Source organism: Cupriavidus sp. PB-02 (genome assembly GCF_058252315.1).
The window spans coordinates 4,354,498-4,372,015 of record NZ_CM177694.1 but is presented as its reverse complement, the minus strand read 5'-3'; the positions used below and the strand labels follow the sequence as shown (position 1 = coordinate 4,372,015).

The following is a 17,518-nucleotide window of genomic DNA, read 5'->3' as shown; positions in this document are numbered from 1 at the left end:
ACGGCCTGTTTCAGCCTTGCTTGGCTTCAGCCTTGGGCTGCGGCTTCGCCTCGGCCTTGGGGGCAGAGGCAGGGGCTGCCGAAGCCGAGGCCGGAGTAGCGGCCGGTGCCGAGGCACCTGCCTGGACGAACGGCACCGCCTTGGCCGGCGCGCCGACCTTGACCTTCTGCAGGCCCTCGACGATCACCTTCTCGCCGCCCTTCAGGCCTTCGGTCACGACCCAGCGGTCGCCGATGGCCTGCGGCGCCTTGACCGGCACCGCCGCGACGTTGCCGTCCGCGCCCACCACCAGCACGCTGGCGCCCTGGGCACCGCGGATCAGCGCCCGCTGCGGCACGGTCAGTGCGTTCTCATCCATGCCCTGCTCGATCTTTACGCGCACGAAGGTGCCCGACAGCAGCTCGCGGTTGGGGTTGGGGAACTGCGCCCGCAGCGTGATCGCGCCGGTGGTCGGGTCCACCGTCATGTCCGAGAACAGCAGCTTGCCGGTGTGCTCGTACTCGCGGCCGTCTTCGACGAACAGGTGCACGTTGGCACCGCCGTTGACGCCCTTGACCGCGCCGGATTCGATGGCGCGGCGCAGGCGCGTGACTTCCGAAGCCGGCTGGGTGAAGGTGACCCACATCGGGTCGACCTGCTCCACCAGCGCCAGCTTGGTCGCCTCGCCCTTGCCCACCAGCGCGCCCTCGGTCACCAGCGCGCGGCCGGCACGGCCGCTGATGGGCGCGGTCACGGTGGTGTAGCCCAGGTTGATCTGGGCGGTGCGCACCGCCGCCTTGGCCGAAGCCACGTCGGCGTTGGCCTGGCCGGCAGAGGCCACGGCGTCGTCGTACTCCTGCTTGCTGACCGCGTTGACGGCCACCAGAGGCTTGTAGCGGTCGGCCTTCAGGCGCGCCGACACGGCATTGGCCTCGGCGCGCTGGAGCGCGGCCTGGGCCGAAGCCAGCGTGGCCTGGTAGGGCGCCGGGTCGATGCGGAACATCACCTGGCCGGCCTTCACTTCGCCGCCTTCGGTGTAGTTGCGCGACAGCACGATGCCTTCCACCCGGGCACGGACTTCGGCCGTGCGCACGCCTTCCAGGCGGCCCGGCAGTTCATTGACGACGGCGACGGGCGACGGCGTCACGGTGACCACGCCCACTTCCGGCGGCGGCGGGGGGCCGCCTTCGGCCTTCTTCTCGCCGCAGGCGGCAAGCGCCAGCGCCGACAGCGCAGCGACTGCATAGGCGGCAACGCAACTGATACGTTGGGACTTCCTCATCGATAACCCCATGATGGCAATTTGAGATCTGCCGCATCGTCCCGACCTGCCATCTTGTGGCAAACGGAAACGACACAGCCCGCCGCACGGTTTGCGGCGGACAAAAGCGTGATGCTAGCCACAATTCGCGGCGTCGCGATGTCCTTTGCGACGAACGGTGGCTCTTCTATGACGACTGGATATACGACCGGCTGGCCCCGCAGCAAACGCCAGCTGTGCTGGCTATGTCACAGGATGGGCGGCTGGCCGAAAGCCGGGCGAGCGCGTATTATATATACATTCAAGAATGTATGTTAAGTGGTTCCCTTCGCAGGGGTTTTTGGACGCACATCAGCGTCTCCGGCCACTGCACGACTAGCAGCGCGCATCCGGTTTTATCCATCGGATTTGTCTGCAACGGCAAGGGACCGCCCGGGATTGCGGCGCAAACGGCCGACTCGGGTTAGGATGCGCGCCGTCCTGTCGGCCGCACGGCTCCACGAAGGCATTGCCATGTGATGACAACGACCCGCCGGTGCCCTGCACCGGCCAGAGCGCCTGCCGCATGCGGCACCGGCGCCAGGGAAATCCCCAACAAGCCGGCCATGAACTACCCATCGGGGCCATGACGCCGGCATCAGAGAGAGAGATGGTCAGACGCACCAAGGAAGAGGCGCTGGAGACGCGCCACCGGATTCTCGACGCTGCCGAAGCGGTGTTCCACGCCCGCGGCGTGGCACGCCCGTCGCTGGCCGACATCGCCGAAGCGGCGGGTGTCACCCGCGGCGCGATCTACTGGCACTTCAAGAACAAGAGCGATGTGTTCGCCGCCATGTGCGACCGCGTCAACCTGCCGGTTGAGGCGCTGTGCGACCCCGAGCGGCTCGCGCGCCAGGAAGACCCGCTGGGCGGCATCCGCGACATCTGCGCCTATGTCATGCGCCAGACCGTGGTCAATCCGCGCTGGCGCCGTGTCTTCGAGATCATCTTCCACAAGTGCGAGATGGTGCAGGACAACGGCGCCATCTTCGAGCGCCAGCGCCAGTCTCACCAGGAAGGGCTGGTCAAGATGCGCGAGCACCTGCGCCTGGCCATGGAGCGCGGCCAGCTGCCCGCCGAGCTGGACCTGGACCTGTCCGTCAACGCCTTCCATGCCGCGATCGGCGGCGTGCTGGCGCACTGGCTGTTCTCGCCCGAGGACTTCGACCTCGACGCCAATGCCGAGCGCATGTCGGACGTCTTTATCGATACTCTGAAATATTCCCCCGCCTTGCGCCATGGCTACGTGCCGCGGCCGATGGCACAGCTCGACGAAGAGCTGTCCTCGCTGTGCGAGCAGGCCTGCAAGGACGCTGCCGGGGCCGGCGGCCTGGATACCGGCGACCTGGTGCCCTGATGCGCCGCGCCGGCTGAGGGCCGGCGCATGCGTCTTGGTTCGCGCTATCCGCGCATGGCCTCGCGCCAGCGCGCCAGGAACGCGCGCTTGCGCATCGCATCCTGCGCCGCCAGCAGGCCGGGGCCGACGCTGATCGGCTTGAGCGCGTAGCCCAGGCGCTCGGACAGCGCCGCCGCGGTGTGCACGCTGTCGGTATCGGTGCGGATGGTATAGAGCGGCGAGGTCGACTTGGCCAGCAGCGCCTGCCCGTCGCGCGACAGCAGGTAGTCCAGCCACAGCCGCGCCGCATTGGGCCGCGGCGCGCGCCGGTTGATAAAGGCCACGCGCGACATCACCAGCGTGTAGTCGCGGGGGGCGATCACGTCGATGGCCGCGCCGCGTTCCATTAGCGACAGCGCGTACGAGCCCAGCAGGTTGTAGCCCATCACCAGCTCGCCGCTGGCGATGCGCTCGATCATGTCGGCGGTGGACGCCGACAGCTGCACGCCGGCGCGGCCCAGCGCCTGTGCCAGGTACCAGAACTCGCTGCCCATGCGCGCGTCCTGCTGCGCCAGCAGGTAACCCACGCCCGAACGCTCCACGTCGTACGTCACCACCCTGGCGCGCCAGCGCGGTGCATTTTCCTGCAGCAGCCGCGCCAGCCCGCTGCGGCTGCGCGGCGCGCGCATGCCGGCGAAGTGGTGGCGGTTGTAGACGATCACCGCGGGCTCGAAGGTGGTACCCCAGGCCTCGTCGCGCCATACCGCCCAGCCGGGCAGGCCGGCGCGCTCGGGCGAGGTGTAGCGCTGCGCGTGGCCATCGTTGACCAGCTTGATCTGCAGGTCCATCGCTGTGCTCCACAGCACGTCGGCGTAGAACGCGCCGGGCGCGGGCCGGCCGCCGCCGAGCGCCGCGGTCTCGGCCAGGAAGCGCTGGTTCAGCTCGATGGTGTTGAGATCCTCGTAGCGCACGCGGATGCCCGGGTAGCGCGCCTCGAACGCGGCGATCAGCGGCTGGGCGACCCTCAGGTCGGTCGAGGCATAGACCACGACCTCGCCTTCGCGCAGCGCCCGGGCGATGGTGACGTCATACCCGGAGGGGTAGCCCGGCGGCGGCGCGGGCAGCATAGACTGGGCATGGAGGGGGGAGGCGACGGGCAGCGCGGCACCGGCCAGCAGCGAGGCGCCGAGCAGCCGGCGGCGCAGGTCCGAGGCGGGCGCGCCGTCGGCTGCACCATCGGCCGCGGACGGCACAGGAGCGGACGGCAGGGGCGGACGCGTGGGCACGGTGGTCGGAACGGAAAAACTGCCTGTGGAAAGGAGTGGGCGCGCTTGCATCGCGCGCCAGGACCGGCGGGGCGGAGGTATTATAGGCGCCCGCGGCGGGCGCGCTCCAGCGTGCTGAACCCTGTGTGGCGCCTCGTGCCACCTCGTGTACGGCCGCCGCAACCGACACAATAAACCCAACCGGCGGAGGAGGACCGGCAATGCGCATCCTGCTGGTGGAGGATGAAGTCGAACTGGCACGCTGGGTCGCCCGCGCGCTGGAGCAGGGCGGCTTCGTGATCGAGCACGTCGCCGACGGCCTGCAGGCCGAGGCGCGCTTGCAGGCCGAGGAATACGACGCGGTGGTGCTGGACCTGCGCCTGCCCGGCAAGGATGGGCTGGCCGTGCTCAAGTCCATGCGCGGGCGCGACGACCGCACCCCGGTGCTGATCCTGACCGCGCAGGACACGCTGGACGAACGCGTGCGCGGCCTGAACCTGGGCGCCGACGACTACCTGCCCAAGCCCTTCGCCATCGCCGAACTGGAAGCCCGGCTGCTGGCGCTGATCCGGCGCAGCCGCGGGCGCGCGCATCCGCGCCTGCAGTGCGGCACGCTGGTGTTCGACGGCGAGACCCGCAGCTTTACGCTGGACGGCGCGCCGCTGGCGCTGACGCCGCGCGAATCGACGCTGCTGGGTGCGCTGCTGGCACGCAGCGGCCAGCCGCTGACCAAGGCGCAGCTGCTCGACAAGGTGTTCTCGCTGGACGCCGACGTCTCGCCCGACGCCATCGAGGTGCTGGTCTACCGCCTGCGCAAGAAGCTGGCCGGGCACGGCGTCACCATCGTCACGCTGCGCGGCTTCGGCTACCTGCTGGAGCCCGAGGCCGGCCGCTAGCAATGTGGCCGCGCCATCCGGTCCTGCTGTGGCGCCGCGGCAGCCTGCGCCGCCAGTTGCTGTTGCTGCTGCTGCCGGCGCTGGCGGTGATGATGGCGATCGACACCTGGCTCACCTACGGCACCCTGCGCGACGCCGCCAACACGGCCTATGACCGTTCGCTGTACGGCTCGATCCGCGCCATCGACAACGCCATCGGCATGGCCGGCGACAGCATCCAGCTGACGCTGCCCGACGCCGCCATGGAGATGTTCGAGACCGCGGCGCAGACCCATGTGTTCTACCGCGTCTCGCTGGAACGCGCCGGCAGCATCGAAACCATCACCGGCTACGGCGACCTGCCGCTGCCCGCCGGCACGCTGGCGAACAACCAGCCGCGTTTCTACGATGCCGAATACCTGGGCGAAGCCGTGCGCATCGCCGCCATGGCGCGCCCCGTGTACCGGCCCGACGCGCGCATGCGCGTGATCATCCAGGTGGCCGAGACCGCCGAGCCCCGCACGGCGCTGATCGGCACGGTCTGGCGCAGCGCGCTGGCGCGCGACCTGCTGCTGATCGTACTGAGCGCGGCCATCCTGGTAGGTGGCGTCACCTACGTGCTGCGCCCGCTGGCGCGGGTACGCGATGACGTCGAGGCGCGCTCGCCGGACGACCTGACGCCGCTCACTTTCGAGCGCGTACCGGCCGAGGTGCGGCCGCTGGTCGACGCGGTCAACCTGCACGTGTCGCGCTCGGCGGCCATGGCGCAGTCGCAGGCGCAGTTCATCGCCGATGCCGCGCACCAGTTGCGCACGCCGCTGGCGATCCTGAAGACACAAGCCGAATACGCCGAGCGCCAGCTGCGCGCGCCCGACCCCGAAGCCGCGCGCCAGGCCGCCGGCGAGGCGGTGGGCGGCATCGTCACCCAGCTCGAGCAGGCCGCGCGCCTGACCAACCAGCTGCTGGCGCTGGCGCGGGTACGCCAGCACCGCGGCGAATCCGCGCAGGAAGTCGACGCCATCGACATCATCGATGCCGTTGCCGTTGCGGAGCAGGTGGCGCTGGACTACCTGCCGCTGGCGCGCGGCAAGCAGCAGGACTTCGGCTGGGAACCGATGCCGGGGCTGAAGCTGCCGGTGCGCGCCGACCCCGCGCTGCTGCGCGAGGCGCTCGCCAACCTGGTCCACAACGCGATCCAGTATTCGCCGCGGGGCAGCTGCATCACGTTGTCGGCCACGCGCGAAGACCAGACCGCCTGCCTGGTGGTCGAGGACGATGGGCCCGGCATCCCGGCGGAGGAGCGCGAGAAGGTGTTCGCGCGCTTCTACCGCCGCGTGGGCAATGCCGAGCCCGGCTCGGGGCTCGGGCTGGCAATCTCGCGCGAAATGGCCGCGCGCTTCGGCGGCACGGTGGAACTGGGCGAGGGCGCGCAGGGCACCGGCGTGCGTGCCGTGCTGAAGCTGCCCGTCGGCGAATAGCGCTAGCCGAAGAATTCCTCCGCCACCGTCGGATGCAGCTGCACCGTGGTCTGCAGGTGCGATTCACGCACCCCCAGCCGCAGCGCCACCGCCAGCGTCTGCACGATCTCGGGCGCGGCGTTGTCCATCAGGTGCGCGCCCAGCACGCGCCCGCTGCGCGCATTGAGCACCAGCTTGAACACGGACTGGTGCTGCGAGCCGCCGAAGCGGTTCTCCAGCGAGACAAAGCGTTTCACGACCGTGCGGACGCGATCGGGCTTGCCGGCGGCCTCGATCGCCTGCGCCTCGGTCAGGCCCACGGCGCCGATGGCCGGCTCGCAGAACACCGCGGTGGGCACGAAGTCGAAGTCCGCGCGATCGCCGCGCTTCCCGTACAGCCGGTCGGCCAGCCAACGGCCCTGCGCGGTGGCCACCGGGGTCAGGTGCAGGCCTTCGATGGCGTCCCCCAGCGCATAGATACCGCGCACGCTGCTGCGGAACTGCCGGTCGACGCGGATGCCGCCCTTGTCACCGAACTCGACGCCAAGGTCTTCCAGCCCCAGCCCCTGCACATTGGAAACGCGCCCGATCGCCGCCAGCGCCGCCTGCGCGCGCACCGCCTCGGTCTGGCCGGGGCGATCGGTGGGCCGGTAGCAGACTTCCACCGCGCCGTTGGCCTGGCTGAGCAGGTTCACCTCCGCATTCAGGTGCAGGCGCACGCCGCGCGCGGTCAGCGCATCGGCCAGCGCCGTGCCGATCTCGTGGTCGAAGCGCGGCAGCAGCCGGTCGCCGGCGACGATCAGGTCGACCTTGACGCCATAGCGCGACAGGATCGAGGCCTGCTCCACGCCGATATAGCCGCCGCCGATCACCGCGATCGAGCCCGGCACGGTCTGCCAGGTGAAGACGTCGTCGGAACTGGCGGCCAGTTCGCCGCCGGGGACTTCGAGCGCGCGCGGGCGCGCGCCGGTGGCGATCAGGATGCGGCGCGCGTGGATGGTCTCGTCGCCGACGCGCACTTCGTTCTTGCCGGTGACCAGTGCGTCGCCGCGCAGGATTTCCACGCCGGATTCGTGCAGGCGCTGGGTGTAGCCCGCGTTCAGCCGTGCGACCTCGGCGTTGACGCGCACGATGGCGTCGCGCCAGTCCTCATGCCCGCCGGTATGCGACAGGCAGCCCGACAAAATGGCCGCCCAGCTGGCGCCGTAGGACAGCATCTTCTTCGGCACGCAGCCGCGATTGACGCAGGTGCCGCCGATGGCGTCGCGCTCGACCAGGATCACGCGCGCGCCGTGCGAGGCCGCGCGCCGCGCGCACGCCACGCCGCCGGAGCCGCCGCCGATCACGACCAGGTCCGCCTTGCGCACCCTGTCGTTGCGACGGGCGCCACTGCCGCGGGCACGCGGCACCTGCTCCACCGGCGGCGCCGCGCTGACCTCGCGGGCACGCCGCGGTTCCCTGGTCCCCGCGGGGGTTGTCTGGCGCTTAGTCATCCATGCCTCCTGTCGCGGCACGCGGGCCGCATCGACAACGATCTGGCCGGCGCCACGCCACGAAGCTAGGCAGCCGGCCGCAATTCGGTATTCAGGATTGACGGCCACTCGCGCAGGAAGGTTTCCCCGTCGAGGCGGCCGAGCTCGTAGGCGTGCGTCATGGCATCGGGGCGGGTGTAGTCCCAGCTCGAGATCGGCACGCGCTGCGAGGGCTGCAGGTACAGGCGGCGCTGGCCGCCTTGCTCGAATACGAAATGGCGCGGGCGCGGATACAGCCGCGTGACCAGCACCAGCACATTGCCCGGCGCGGCGTCGAGCGCGTCCACCGGCACGTTGTCCACCAGCCCGCCGTCGAGCACCGGGCGGCCGTCGCGGCGCAGCACCGGCGTGAACGGCGGCGTGGAGGACGACTGCAGCAGCAGGTCGGCCAGCTGCTCGGGCGAGCCGCAGTCCTGCGCGCGCACGAACTCCGACCGGAAACCAAGCTTGCGCCCCAGCCGCGGATGCAGCGTCTTGAGCACATGCTTGTCGATGTTGTACGCCAGCAGCCCCGCCGCCACCGCCAGGCGCGGGCCGCTCCAGCGCGGGATATGGGCCACGCCGATGCGGATTTCAGGCGCCTGCTGCAGGTGCGCCAGGCGCCCGTCGGCAAAGATCGTCAGCAGCGCGGTGCGGTAGATGCCGTAGTGCGGGAACACGCGCTCGTTGCGCAGCAGGTTGCCCCAGTAGGCATTGCGGCGGTTGTTGGACAGCACCTCGCGGTAGTAGTCCATGGTCTGGTGCGAGTCGTGCGCATAGACCATGCATGCCGTGGCGGCCCCGGCCGAGATGCCGGCGATCACGCGCGGGCGCAGCTGCAGCTCGGGCGCGACCGCGTCCCACCAGCCCGCCTGCCACCAGCAGCGGTTGCCGCCGCCGGCGAAGACGACCTGGTCGAAGGGATTGGCGTGGCCGGAGCGCATCGCGATCTGGAAGGCGCGGGGCTCAGAGCAGGGCGTAGGTGGTGGTGGCCTGCACCGCCAGCTTGCCGTCCTTGCCAGTCAGTTCGAGCTCGCCGAACACCACGGTCTTGCCCAGGCGCAGCACGTTGGCGCGTACCAGCACGTCGCCATCGATCACCGGGCGCATGAAGTTGGTGGTCAGCGAGACCGTGGTCATCGGGCGGAAGGCGCCGAGCGCACTGGCGACCGCGACGATCATCGCGGTATCGGCCGCCGACATCAGCACCTGGCCGCAGACCACGCCGCCTGCATGGCGAAACGATTCGCTGAAGGGCAGGCGCAGTGTTACGCCTTGCGCATCGACGGCTTCGGCACGCAGGCCGAGCTGGCGTACCCAGGGGGCCAGCACGCGCTCCAGCGTGGCATCGATGTCGGCAAGGGTCAGCTGCGCTGGCGTGGCTACAACGGCTTCAGGCATTGGCAGTCCTTGTTCTGGCTGGCCGCACCGTAGCTGTCCTGTGGCGGACCTCTACTCTGTCTCCTCCGGCGCGACGCGATGTTTGAGGCAATGATACAGGGGCCCGGTGGCCAGCACCACGAAGGCCATCCGGATCACATGGAAGGCCGTCACCAGCGGCACGCCCAGCTCCAGCACCTTGGCGGTGATGCACATCTCGGCGATGCCGCCCGGCGTGGTACCGAGCATCACCGTGGCCGGGTGCGCGCCGGACAGCGCCGACAGCCCCCAGCCGAACAGCGCCGACACCGCCAGCGCCACCAGTGTGTAGAGCGCCACGCCCGACAGGAAGCGCGGCGCGGTATGCAGGAACTCGCGCGAGAAGCGCACGCCCAGCGACACGCCGATCAGCAGCTGGCCGGCGCGGCTCATCCAGGTGGGAATGGCTGACAGCTCGACGCCGGACGCGGTCAGCACCGCCGCGGCCAGCAGCGTGCCGATCACGAACGGGTTGGGCATGTTCAGCCGCTGCATCAGCAGCGCCACGCCCAGCGTGATCGCGATCAGCGCCAGCAGCCCCGGCGCGCTGACCACGCGCGGGCCAGGGATATAGGGATCGAGCCCGTGGATGCCGCCGTACTGGAGGATCGCCGGCACCGTCACCACCACCATCAGCACCCGCAGCGAATGCGCCGCCGCCACCTGGTCGATGCGCGCACCGTTGCGCTCGGCCAGGTTGGCCATCTCGGAGGCGCCGCCAATGGCGGTGGAGAAGAACGCGGTCTTGAACGCCACCCCGGTGGTCCGCTGCAGCATCACCGCGCCGCCCGCGCCCAGCACCAGCGCGAACAGCGAGCCGGCAATGATGTAGGGCAGGAACTCCAGCAGCCGCGCCACCACATCGGGCGTGAAATAGAGCCCGAGCGACGCGCCGATCACCCACTGGCCCGCATTGCGCGCCTGCGACGGCGCACGCAGGTCGGCCCCGGCCATGCGCGCGGCGGCCACGGCCAGCAGCGGGCCGATCATCCACGGCAGTGGGGTATGCAGCAGGCTGCAGAGCAGCGCGGCGGCCAGCCCCAGTGCCAGCGTGGGCACCGCGGACAGCCAGCGGTTGGTGGAAAGACTCATTGGTCAGCAGCCTGGCGCGGGGGCACCGGCGGCTTGTTGTTCTTGACGATGAAACGCAAGAGAGAAAGACAAGAGGCCCGACGCCAGGGCGTCGGGCCTCAGGAACTACCGCATGCTAACGCGCATCAGGCCGCGTTGTCAGCCTGCGCGTGCGCGGTGCTGCGTAACGCATGCCAGCGCAGCAGGCGCGGGATCACCACCACGGCCACGGTCAGCGCCAGGATGCTGGCCGAGATCGGCTGGCGCAGGAACAGGGTCCAGTCGCCCTGGCCGATCGACAACGCGTTGCGCAGCTGCTTCTCGGCCATCGGCCCCAGGATCATGCCGACGATCACCGGCGCGGTCGGGAAGTCGAAACGGCGCATCACCATGCCCAGCAGGCCGATCACGAACAGCAGCAGCAGGTCGAACCACGACTGGCGGATGCCATAGGCGCCCAGGCCCGCGAAGATCAGGATACCGCCGTACAGCAGCGGCGTGGGCACGCGCAGCATGCGCACCCACAGGCCGATCGCCGGCAGGTTCAGCACCAGCAGCATCACGTTGCCGATATACAGCGAAGCCAGCAGGCCCCACACCAGGTCGCCCGAGGTCTGGAACAGCATCGGGCCCGGCTGCAGGTTGTAGTTCTGGAACGCGGCCAGCAGGATCGCGGTGGTGTTGGAGGTGGGGATGCCCAGCGTCAGCAGCGGCGCCAGCGTCGCGGTCACGGCGGCGTTGTTGGCGGCCTCGGGGCCGGCCACGCCTTCGATCGCGCCGACCTTGCCGAACTCTTCCTTGTGGTTCGACAGCTTCTTCTCGGACGCGTACGACAGGAAGGTCGGGATCTCGGCGCCGCCGGCGGGGATCAGCCCGAACGGGAAGCCGATGATGGTGCCGCGGATCCACGCCGGGATCGAGCGCTTCCAGTCCGACTTGTTCATGTGGATCGAACTGAGCTTGTTGAAGGTGCCCTCCGGCTGCGGGAAGAAGGCGTTGAACAGCGCCTCGCCCACGGCGAACAGGCCCACGGCGACGACCACGATGTCGATGCCGTCGTACAGCTCCTGCACGTTCATCGAGTAGCGCGTCTGGCCCGACAGCGAATCCATGCCAATCAGGCCGATGCCCAGGCCCAGGAACAGGGCGGTCATGCCGCGCAGCAGCGACGAACCCAGCACCGCCGAGACGGTGGTGAAGGCCAGCAGCATGATCATGAAGTACTCGCCCGGACCAAACTGCAGCGCCACGTCGGCCGCCACCGGCGCGAACATCGACAGCAGCACGGTGGCGATGGTGCCGGCCACGAACGAGCCGATCGCCGCGGTGGCCAGCGCCGGGCCGGCGCGGCCGTTCTTGGCCATCAGGTTGCCTTCCATGGCTGTCACCATGGTGGAAGACTCGCCCGGCGTGTTCATCAGGATCGAGGTGGTCGAGCCGCCGTACATCGCGCCATAGTAGATGCCGGCGAACATGATCAGCGCGGCGGTGGGCTCCACCTTGGCGGTCAGCGGCAGCAGCATCGCCACCGTCAGGGCGGGGCCGATGCCCGGCAGCACGCCGATGGCGGTACCGAGGAAGCAGCCCACCAGGGCCCACATCAGGTTGATCGGCGTGATCGCGACGGCAAAGCCGTGCATCAGCTGGTTCAGGGTATCCATTCGAAGACTCCTTGCTGGACGGGCGAGCAGGCTCAGAAGCCGGCGATAGGCAGCAGCGGCAGGTTGATGCCGAGCAGGAATTCAAACAGCGCCCACATCGGCACCGTGATGCACAGGCCGATCAGCGCGTCGCGCACGATGCGGCGGCTGCCGTAGCCGCGTGCCACGCACACCATCAGCAGCGTGGAGGAAAACACGAAGCCGAGCGTGCCGATCAGCGCCATGTTCAGCAGCAGGCCGGCCGCCACCCACAGGAAGCCCTTGAAGTTGTGCGGGGCATTGGGCAGCTCGGCATCTTCCTCCGGCATGTTGCGGAAGCCGCCGCGCACGCCCTGCCAGGTCAGCAGCGCGCCGCACACGGCCAGGCCAATGGCGACCAGCGTGGGCACGAAGCGCGGCGACAGGCCGGCATAGCCCTCCTCACCGGAAATGCCGGCGAGGCCGAGGAAGAAGAACAGCGAGAGCGCCAGGACGGCAACGCCGATGGCAAGGTGCGAGGGTTTCATGGAGACTCCTTGGCCTTTGTCGCCAGCGAAGGGCGCTGGCGTCCGCGACGCTGGCTTTATATTGCCCGCGCGGCTGCGGGGCCCGGTGACATATGGTTGTAGTCGTCGGTATCGCAGGTGGACACCGGGCCCCGCGCCGTTTTTCCTGCCGCCGGGATCAGCCGGCGGGGTTGGCAGGCACGACAGGTAAAGCAGTGGATGCGGTTGGTACGGTATTGCAGGGTGCTGCCAGGGCGGGCGCGCCGGCGTCAGCGCGCCCGCGGGTCTTACTTGGCGACGCCCAGCTCGCGCAGCGTGCCGCCCAGGCGGGCCGATTCGCTGTCGACGAACTTGCCGAACTCGTCGCCGGTCAGCAGGAACGGCGTCCAGTCATTCTTCTGCAGCGTGTCCTTCCAGGCCTTGCTCTCGGTGGCCTTGACCACGGCGTCGATCATGGCCTTGCGCTGGTCGGCGCTGATGCCGGGTGCGCCATACACGCCGCGCCAGTTGTAGATCTCGACGTTGACGCCCTGTTCCTTCAGGGTCGGGATGTCGGCGGTGCGGTCCTTGGAGGTCACCGCCAGCGCGCGCATCTTGCCGCTCTTGATAAAGGGCAGGAACTCGGACACGCCCGCGATGCCGACCGTCACGTGGCCGCCCATGATCGAGGCCGAGGCTTCGCCGCCGCCCTGGAAGGGCACGTAGTTGATCTTCTTCGGGTCGACGCCGCTTTCCTTGGCGACCAGGCCGGCCAGGATGTGGTCGATCGAACCCTTGGAGCCGCCGCCCCAGCTGACGCTGCCCGGGTTGGCCTTGAGCTGCGTGGTCAGGTCCTTGATCGACTTGATCGGCGAGCTGGCCGGCACGGTGATGACCATGGTGTCGGCAAACAGGCGCGCGATCGGCGTGGCGTTCTTCAGCGTGACCGGCGGCTTGTTGGTCTCGATCGCGCCGACCATCACCGCGCCCACCACCATCAGCGCATTGGGATTGCCCTTGTCGGTGTTGACGAACTGGGTCAGGCCGATGGTGCCGCCGGCGCCGCCCTTGTTGTCGTATGAAGCGGTCTTGGCCTGGCCCGCGGCGATCATGGCCGCGCCCAGCGAACGGCCGGTCTGGTCATAGCCGCCGCCGGGATTGGCGCCGATCATGAACTTGACGCTGTCCAGCGCAAAAGCGGGCGCGGCGGCAACGGTGGCGGCAACGGCAGCCGATGCCATCACGGCATGGGCCAATCGGGAAATCGAACGACGCATAGCGGTCTCCTTGGTAGTACCGGTGATCGCCATGGCAGCCGGCTGGCAGCCGCGATCCGACCCGGGGATTCCGGCGGCAGCCAGTGCGTTGCAAGCGGACGGGAACACAGCGAGGCGGCTGCGCGAGAAGGGCGCAGTGCCGGTTGTTGTCTCCTGTCCGGCGCGGCGGGGCGTGGCCGGAACTGTTCTTGGACTTTTGGTGAACATCAGACCGGGGTTACCGGTCATGGGGCGGATTCTAGGACGCGGAAACTGTCAAAAGGCTGTCAAAAGGGGGGAGAAGGGGTCGGGGTTTACGTGGATAGCGAGGCCTGGCTTGGCTTTGCGGGTGACAGGCGCGGTCGCCGGGTGCCCGCCGGCGCGCCCAATTACCCCGCCGGCTTCGCCTGCAAACACGGATCCTTCCGCGCCACCGCCGGCACCACCACCGCCATATCGAATTCCCAATCCCCCGGCGGGCTTTCCACATACCCCACGCTGAGCACCTTGCCCGCATCCGCCGCCAGCCAGCGCGGCACGCCGATATCGCGCCGCACATGCCCGTTGCCGGCGACGAGCACCGCGCCGCGCTGCGCATGGGGACGCAACACCTGCGCCATTACCGCATCGCGCGCCGCCTGCGCCGACAGCATGCCGGGCAGCATGGCCTTGGGGAAGTTGCCACAGTGGCCGCGATCCAGCACCGCGGTCTGTGCTGAAACGAGGTCGGGTGGCAGTGCGCCGTCCAGGCCGAGCTGCCTGCGCTCGTCCGCCGAGAAGAGCCCGTCCAGCCCGCCGCGCACGATCTTGCCCGCATCGGCCCGCGACAGGTTGGCGGCCACCAGCGGCAAGTCGTACTGCAGCGCCAGCGCCACCACCGGGCGGTACAGCGGCCATTGCCAGGCGCCGCCGCCAGCCTGGGCGATCAAGTAGTCGGCGTCGCGCGGGCGCTCGCGGCGGGCGCGCTCGATATCGGCCTGGCGCTCGCGGTCAAACTGCTCCATGGCGATGGCGGGGCGCCAGCCCAGCTCGACGGCGCGCTTGAGGGCAGCCAGCCGCTGCTGCTGCGCCGCGGCGTTGTCGTGGACTTCGCCCAGCAGTACGTAGGACTTGCCGGCGAAGGCGGCGCTGACGGCGTCGGGCGCGGGCGCCGTGGATGCGCAGCCGGCGGCGAGCACGGTGACGGTGGCGGCAAGCATGCCCATAACGCGCAAACGGAATGACATCACGCAGCTCCTTATTTCGTCTGAGTCGTCGGGGCGGCGGCCTGCTGTCCCGGTTGCTCCGGCACATACACCATCGACCCGTCCTTCAACCGGTACGCCACCCCGGCCTTGATGCCGTCGCCGCTGCCGACCTGCCCGCTGGCCTGGTAGCGCACCACCTTCTCGCCCTGGCGCGACACGATCTCCATGTTCGGCTTGCCCGGGTTGGTGATGATGGTGACCCAGTGCGCGGCAAGCCCCGCCACTCATGGTGGGGAAGGATAGCGCGGACGGCGTAGCCGTCCTTGCTGTTGGTTTTTCAGTGTGGGGTCTGCTGTTGTTCGATGTACTGGCGCACGATGGCGATCGGTGCGCCGCCACAGGATGATGCGAAGTAGGAAGGCGACCACAGCACGCCCTTCCAGTAGCGTTTCTGGATGTCGGGTCTTTCCTTGCGCAGCAGGCGGCTGGACACGCCCTTGAGGCTGTTCACCAGATTCGACACCGCGACCTTTGGCGGGTACTCCACCAGCAGGTGAACGTGATCGTCCTCGCCGTCCATCTCGATCAAGTTCGCCTCGAAGTCGGCGCATACCTTGTCGAAGATGGCGTGCAGCCGTTTGATGGCGTCGCCGTCGAACACTCTGCGGCGGTATTTCGCCACGAAGACCAAATGGACGTGCATCTTGAAAACACAGTGTCTTCCGTGTCTAATATCGTTGTCATCGCTCATAGGCCAAGAGTATGATTGAGCCATGCAGCGACTTCAAGCCTACAAGTACGAACTGATGCCGACCGGCGAGCAGCAACGCAACATGCGTCGCTTTTCTGGTTCGTGCCGGTTCGTCTTCAACAAGGCACTGGCGTTGCAGAAGGCTCGTTACGAGCAAGGCGAGAAGAAGCACGGCTACGCCGGACTGTGCAAGCTGCTCACCGAGTGGCGCAACAGCACGGAAACCGCATGGCTGGCCGATGCGCCGGTTCATCCGCTGCAACAGACGCTCAAAGATTTGGAGCGGGCCTACGGCAACTTCTTTGCCAAGCGGGCCGACTTTCCGCGCTTCAAGAAGAAGGGCCAGGGCGACAGTTTCCGCTATCCCGACCCCAAGCAAATCAAGCTCGACCAGGCCAGCAGCCGCCTGTTTTTGCCCAAGCTGGGCTGGCTACGATACCGCAACAGCCGGAAGGTGCTGGGGGTGGTGAAGAACGTCACAGTCAGGCAGTCCTGCGGCAAGTGGTTCGTGTCGATCCAGACCGAGCGTGAGGTCGAACAGCCGGTGGCACAGGCCGCGAGCGCGGTTGGCATCGACATGGGTGTTGCCCGGTTCGCCACGCTTTCGGACGGGACGTTCTACGCCCCGCTCAATTGTTTCAAGCGGCAAGAGGCCGCGCTGCGCAAAGCGCAGCAGGCGATGAGCCGCAAGAAGAAGTTCAGCAGCAACTGGAAGAAGGCGAAAGCCCGCGTCCAGCGCATCCATTCCCGCATCGGCAATGCCCGCCGCGACTACCTCCACAAGTGCTCCACCACGATCAGCCAAAACCACGCGATGGTGTGTATCGAGGACTTGCAGGTACGGAATATGTCCAGGTCGGCGGCAGGCAGCACCGAACAGCCGGGCAAGCAGGTTCAGGCCAAGTCCGGCCTGAACAAAGCCATCCTCGATCAAGGCTGGTTCGAGTTCCGCCGCCAACTGGACTACAAGCTGGCTTGGAACGGTGGTTATCTCATCGCCGTGCCACCGCAGAACACGAGCCGCACCTGTCCGTGCTGCGGCCATGTCTCGGCCGACAACCGCCAGACGCAAGCCCGGTTCGAGTGCGTGGAATGCGGTTTCGAGGAAAATGCCGATGTGGTCGGCGCAATCAATGTTCTAAGGGCGGGACACGCCCGGTTAGCCTGTGAAGTGAACGCTGCGGTAGCGGCGTCAGCATCAGGAACCCACCGAAGCGACTCAGGGGCGGCTCAATGCCGCGTCTGAGCGCCGTAGGAATCTCCGGCCTTCAGGTCGGGGAGGATGTCAAGTCGTCATGCGTGAACGGGTTGGCCGGATTCTGCGCGATCGCCACCAACAGCGCGGCGATCACCACCAGGAACACGTCGATCAGGTTGACGGTGTCGAGGAATGGAAGTAGCGCGTGCGCAGTTCGCTGGCAAGGAAGCCGGTGGCGGTCTCGGTGCGCGCGTTGTTCGCATCGCGCAGGTTGGAGATCAACAGCTCCGGCGCCTTGCCGGTCAGGTACCGCACTGCCAGGCCGATACCGCCCAGGTACTGGAAGGGATCGTCGGTGGTCAGCATACCGTACAGGTTGGCGCTGCGCGCCAGCAGCGCGGCATCGACGCCCTTCAGGTTCTCGGCATAGAGGTTGACCTGCGGCAGCGCCTCGCCCCAGTGCTGTTCGTCGGGGCCGTAGGCGTACTGCATGCGCGCGAGGTAGAGCTTCGCATCGGCTTCTCTCCCGCTGCCGAAGGTATCGGTGGCCATGGTGGCGTCGTTCAGGCCGGTGCCGTAGTTGCCCGATTCGCTGGCGAAGATGCGCGTGACCGCCAAGGCATCGAGGCGATCGGCAGGGACGTTGAGCTTCGCCAGCCGTTCGCGCACGGCGCGCGTGTTGGCGGCGACCACGTTGTCGGGCTCCGGCTGCGCGGCGGCGACTTTCACCGCTTCGGCCAGCCACTTCATCAGCGACCCTTGCAAACGCGCCCTTCTCCCGCAAGCGG

Annotated in this window: 16 protein-coding genes and 1 pseudogene; 4 read left to right on the top strand and 13 right to left on the bottom strand. The window is 68.4% G+C overall.

Translation table 11 applies throughout. From position 1 onward, the window contains the following. Positions 1 to 10: 10 nt before the first annotated feature. The gene (locus AC10V3_RS20605) at positions 11 to 1,261 is read right to left on the bottom strand and encodes an efflux RND transporter periplasmic adaptor subunit (protein WP_022537093.1); all 1,251 of its coding nucleotides are present in this window, start codon (positions 1,259 to 1,261) and stop codon (positions 11 to 13) included. Between the two features lie 628 nt (positions 1,262 to 1,889). Here AC10V3_RS20605 and AC10V3_RS20600 point away from each other — a divergent pair. Beyond that, positions 1,890 to 2,636, top strand: a complete 747-nt coding sequence (locus AC10V3_RS20600) for a TetR family transcriptional regulator (protein WP_022537092.1) — start codon at positions 1,890 to 1,892, stop codon at positions 2,634 to 2,636. Positions 2,637 to 2,680: 44 nt separating this feature from the next. Here the strand turns inward: AC10V3_RS20600 and AC10V3_RS20595 are convergent, their stop codons facing one another. After that, positions 2,681 to 3,775 carry an ABC transporter substrate-binding protein gene (locus AC10V3_RS20595; RefSeq protein ID WP_490923694.1) on the bottom strand — a complete coding sequence of 365 codons (1,095 nt, stop codon included), beginning with the start codon at positions 3,773 to 3,775 and terminating at the stop codon, positions 2,681 to 2,683. Between the two features lie 326 nt (positions 3,776 to 4,101). Between AC10V3_RS20595 and AC10V3_RS20590 the strand changes: the two genes are divergently transcribed. Next, the gene (locus tag AC10V3_RS20590; RefSeq protein WP_022537090.1) at positions 4,102 to 4,776 is read left to right on the top strand and encodes a response regulator; all 675 of its coding nucleotides are present in this window, start codon (positions 4,102 to 4,104) and stop codon (positions 4,774 to 4,776) included. Positions 4,777 to 4,778: 2 nt separating this feature from the next. Then, positions 4,779 to 6,233, top strand: coding sequence for a sensor histidine kinase (locus tag AC10V3_RS20585; RefSeq protein WP_022537089.1), 1,455 nt, complete (start codon positions 4,779 to 4,781; stop codon positions 6,231 to 6,233). Between the two features lie 2 nt (positions 6,234 to 6,235). On the opposite strand, the gene AC10V3_RS20580 is transcribed toward AC10V3_RS20585, so the two are convergent. The 10 genes and pseudogenes from AC10V3_RS20580 to tnpA all read right to left on the bottom strand — a co-directional run bounded on the left by AC10V3_RS20580 (position 6,236) and on the right by tnpA (position 15,532). Beyond that, entirely contained in the window at positions 6,236 to 7,705 is a 1,470-nt protein-coding gene (locus tag AC10V3_RS20580; RefSeq protein WP_022537087.1) for a dihydrolipoyl dehydrogenase family protein, read from the bottom strand. 65 nt (positions 7,706 to 7,770) lie between these two features. Continuing rightward, entirely contained in the window at positions 7,771 to 8,667 is an 897-nt protein-coding gene (locus tag AC10V3_RS20575) for a patatin-like phospholipase family protein (protein WP_490922878.1), read from the bottom strand. Between the two features lie 22 nt (positions 8,668 to 8,689). Beyond that, complete coding sequence (locus AC10V3_RS20570; RefSeq protein WP_022537085.1) at positions 8,690 to 9,124, bottom strand: PaaI family thioesterase; 435 nt, start codon at positions 9,122 to 9,124, stop codon at positions 8,690 to 8,692. Positions 9,125 to 9,175: 51 nt separating this feature from the next. Then, positions 9,176 to 10,234 (bottom strand): AbrB family transcriptional regulator, encoded by a 1,059-nt coding sequence (locus AC10V3_RS20565; protein WP_490922876.1) that lies wholly within the window; start codon positions 10,232 to 10,234, stop codon positions 9,176 to 9,178. A gap of 125 nt (positions 10,235 to 10,359) precedes the next feature. Then, positions 10,360 to 11,874: a tripartite tricarboxylate transporter permease gene (locus AC10V3_RS20560; RefSeq protein ID WP_022537083.1), complete on the bottom strand. Its 1,515-nt coding sequence runs from the start codon at positions 11,872 to 11,874 to the stop codon at positions 10,360 to 10,362. Positions 11,875 to 11,906: 32 nt separating this feature from the next. Next, positions 11,907 to 12,380: a tripartite tricarboxylate transporter TctB family protein gene (locus AC10V3_RS20555; protein WP_022537082.1), complete on the bottom strand. Its 474-nt coding sequence runs from the start codon at positions 12,378 to 12,380 to the stop codon at positions 11,907 to 11,909. A gap of 266 nt (positions 12,381 to 12,646) precedes the next feature. Continuing rightward, a complete protein-coding gene (locus tag AC10V3_RS20550; RefSeq protein ID WP_022537081.1) occupies positions 12,647 to 13,615 on the bottom strand; it encodes a Bug family tripartite tricarboxylate transporter substrate binding protein in 969 nt (322 codons plus the stop codon). 368 nt (positions 13,616 to 13,983) lie between these two features. Further along, positions 13,984 to 14,820: a ChaN family lipoprotein gene (locus AC10V3_RS20545; protein WP_490922875.1), complete on the bottom strand. Its 837-nt coding sequence runs from the start codon at positions 14,818 to 14,820 to the stop codon at positions 13,984 to 13,986. Positions 14,821 to 14,831: 11 nt separating this feature from the next. Then, positions 14,832 to 15,041: pseudogene (locus tag AC10V3_RS20540) on the bottom strand (DUF2149 domain-containing protein); the annotation flags it as partial. 77 nt (positions 15,042 to 15,118) lie between these two features. Next, positions 15,119 to 15,532: an IS200/IS605 family transposase gene (gene tnpA, locus AC10V3_RS20535; protein ID WP_374063612.1), complete on the bottom strand. Its 414-nt coding sequence runs from the start codon at positions 15,530 to 15,532 to the stop codon at positions 15,119 to 15,121. A 22-nt stretch (positions 15,533 to 15,554) separates the two neighbouring features. Here tnpA and AC10V3_RS20530 point away from each other — a divergent pair, with 22 nt between their 5' ends. After that, the gene (locus AC10V3_RS20530) at positions 15,555 to 16,778 is read left to right on the top strand and encodes an RNA-guided endonuclease InsQ/TnpB family protein (RefSeq protein WP_374063633.1); all 1,224 of its coding nucleotides are present in this window, start codon (positions 15,555 to 15,557) and stop codon (positions 16,776 to 16,778) included. Positions 16,779 to 16,901: 123 nt separating this feature from the next. On the opposite strand, the gene AC10V3_RS20525 is transcribed toward AC10V3_RS20530, so the two are convergent. Continuing rightward, entirely contained in the window at positions 16,902 to 17,480 is a 579-nt protein-coding gene (locus AC10V3_RS20525) for a cobaltochelatase subunit CobN (protein ID WP_022537076.1), read from the bottom strand. Between the last annotated feature and the right edge of the window lie 38 nt (positions 17,481 to 17,518).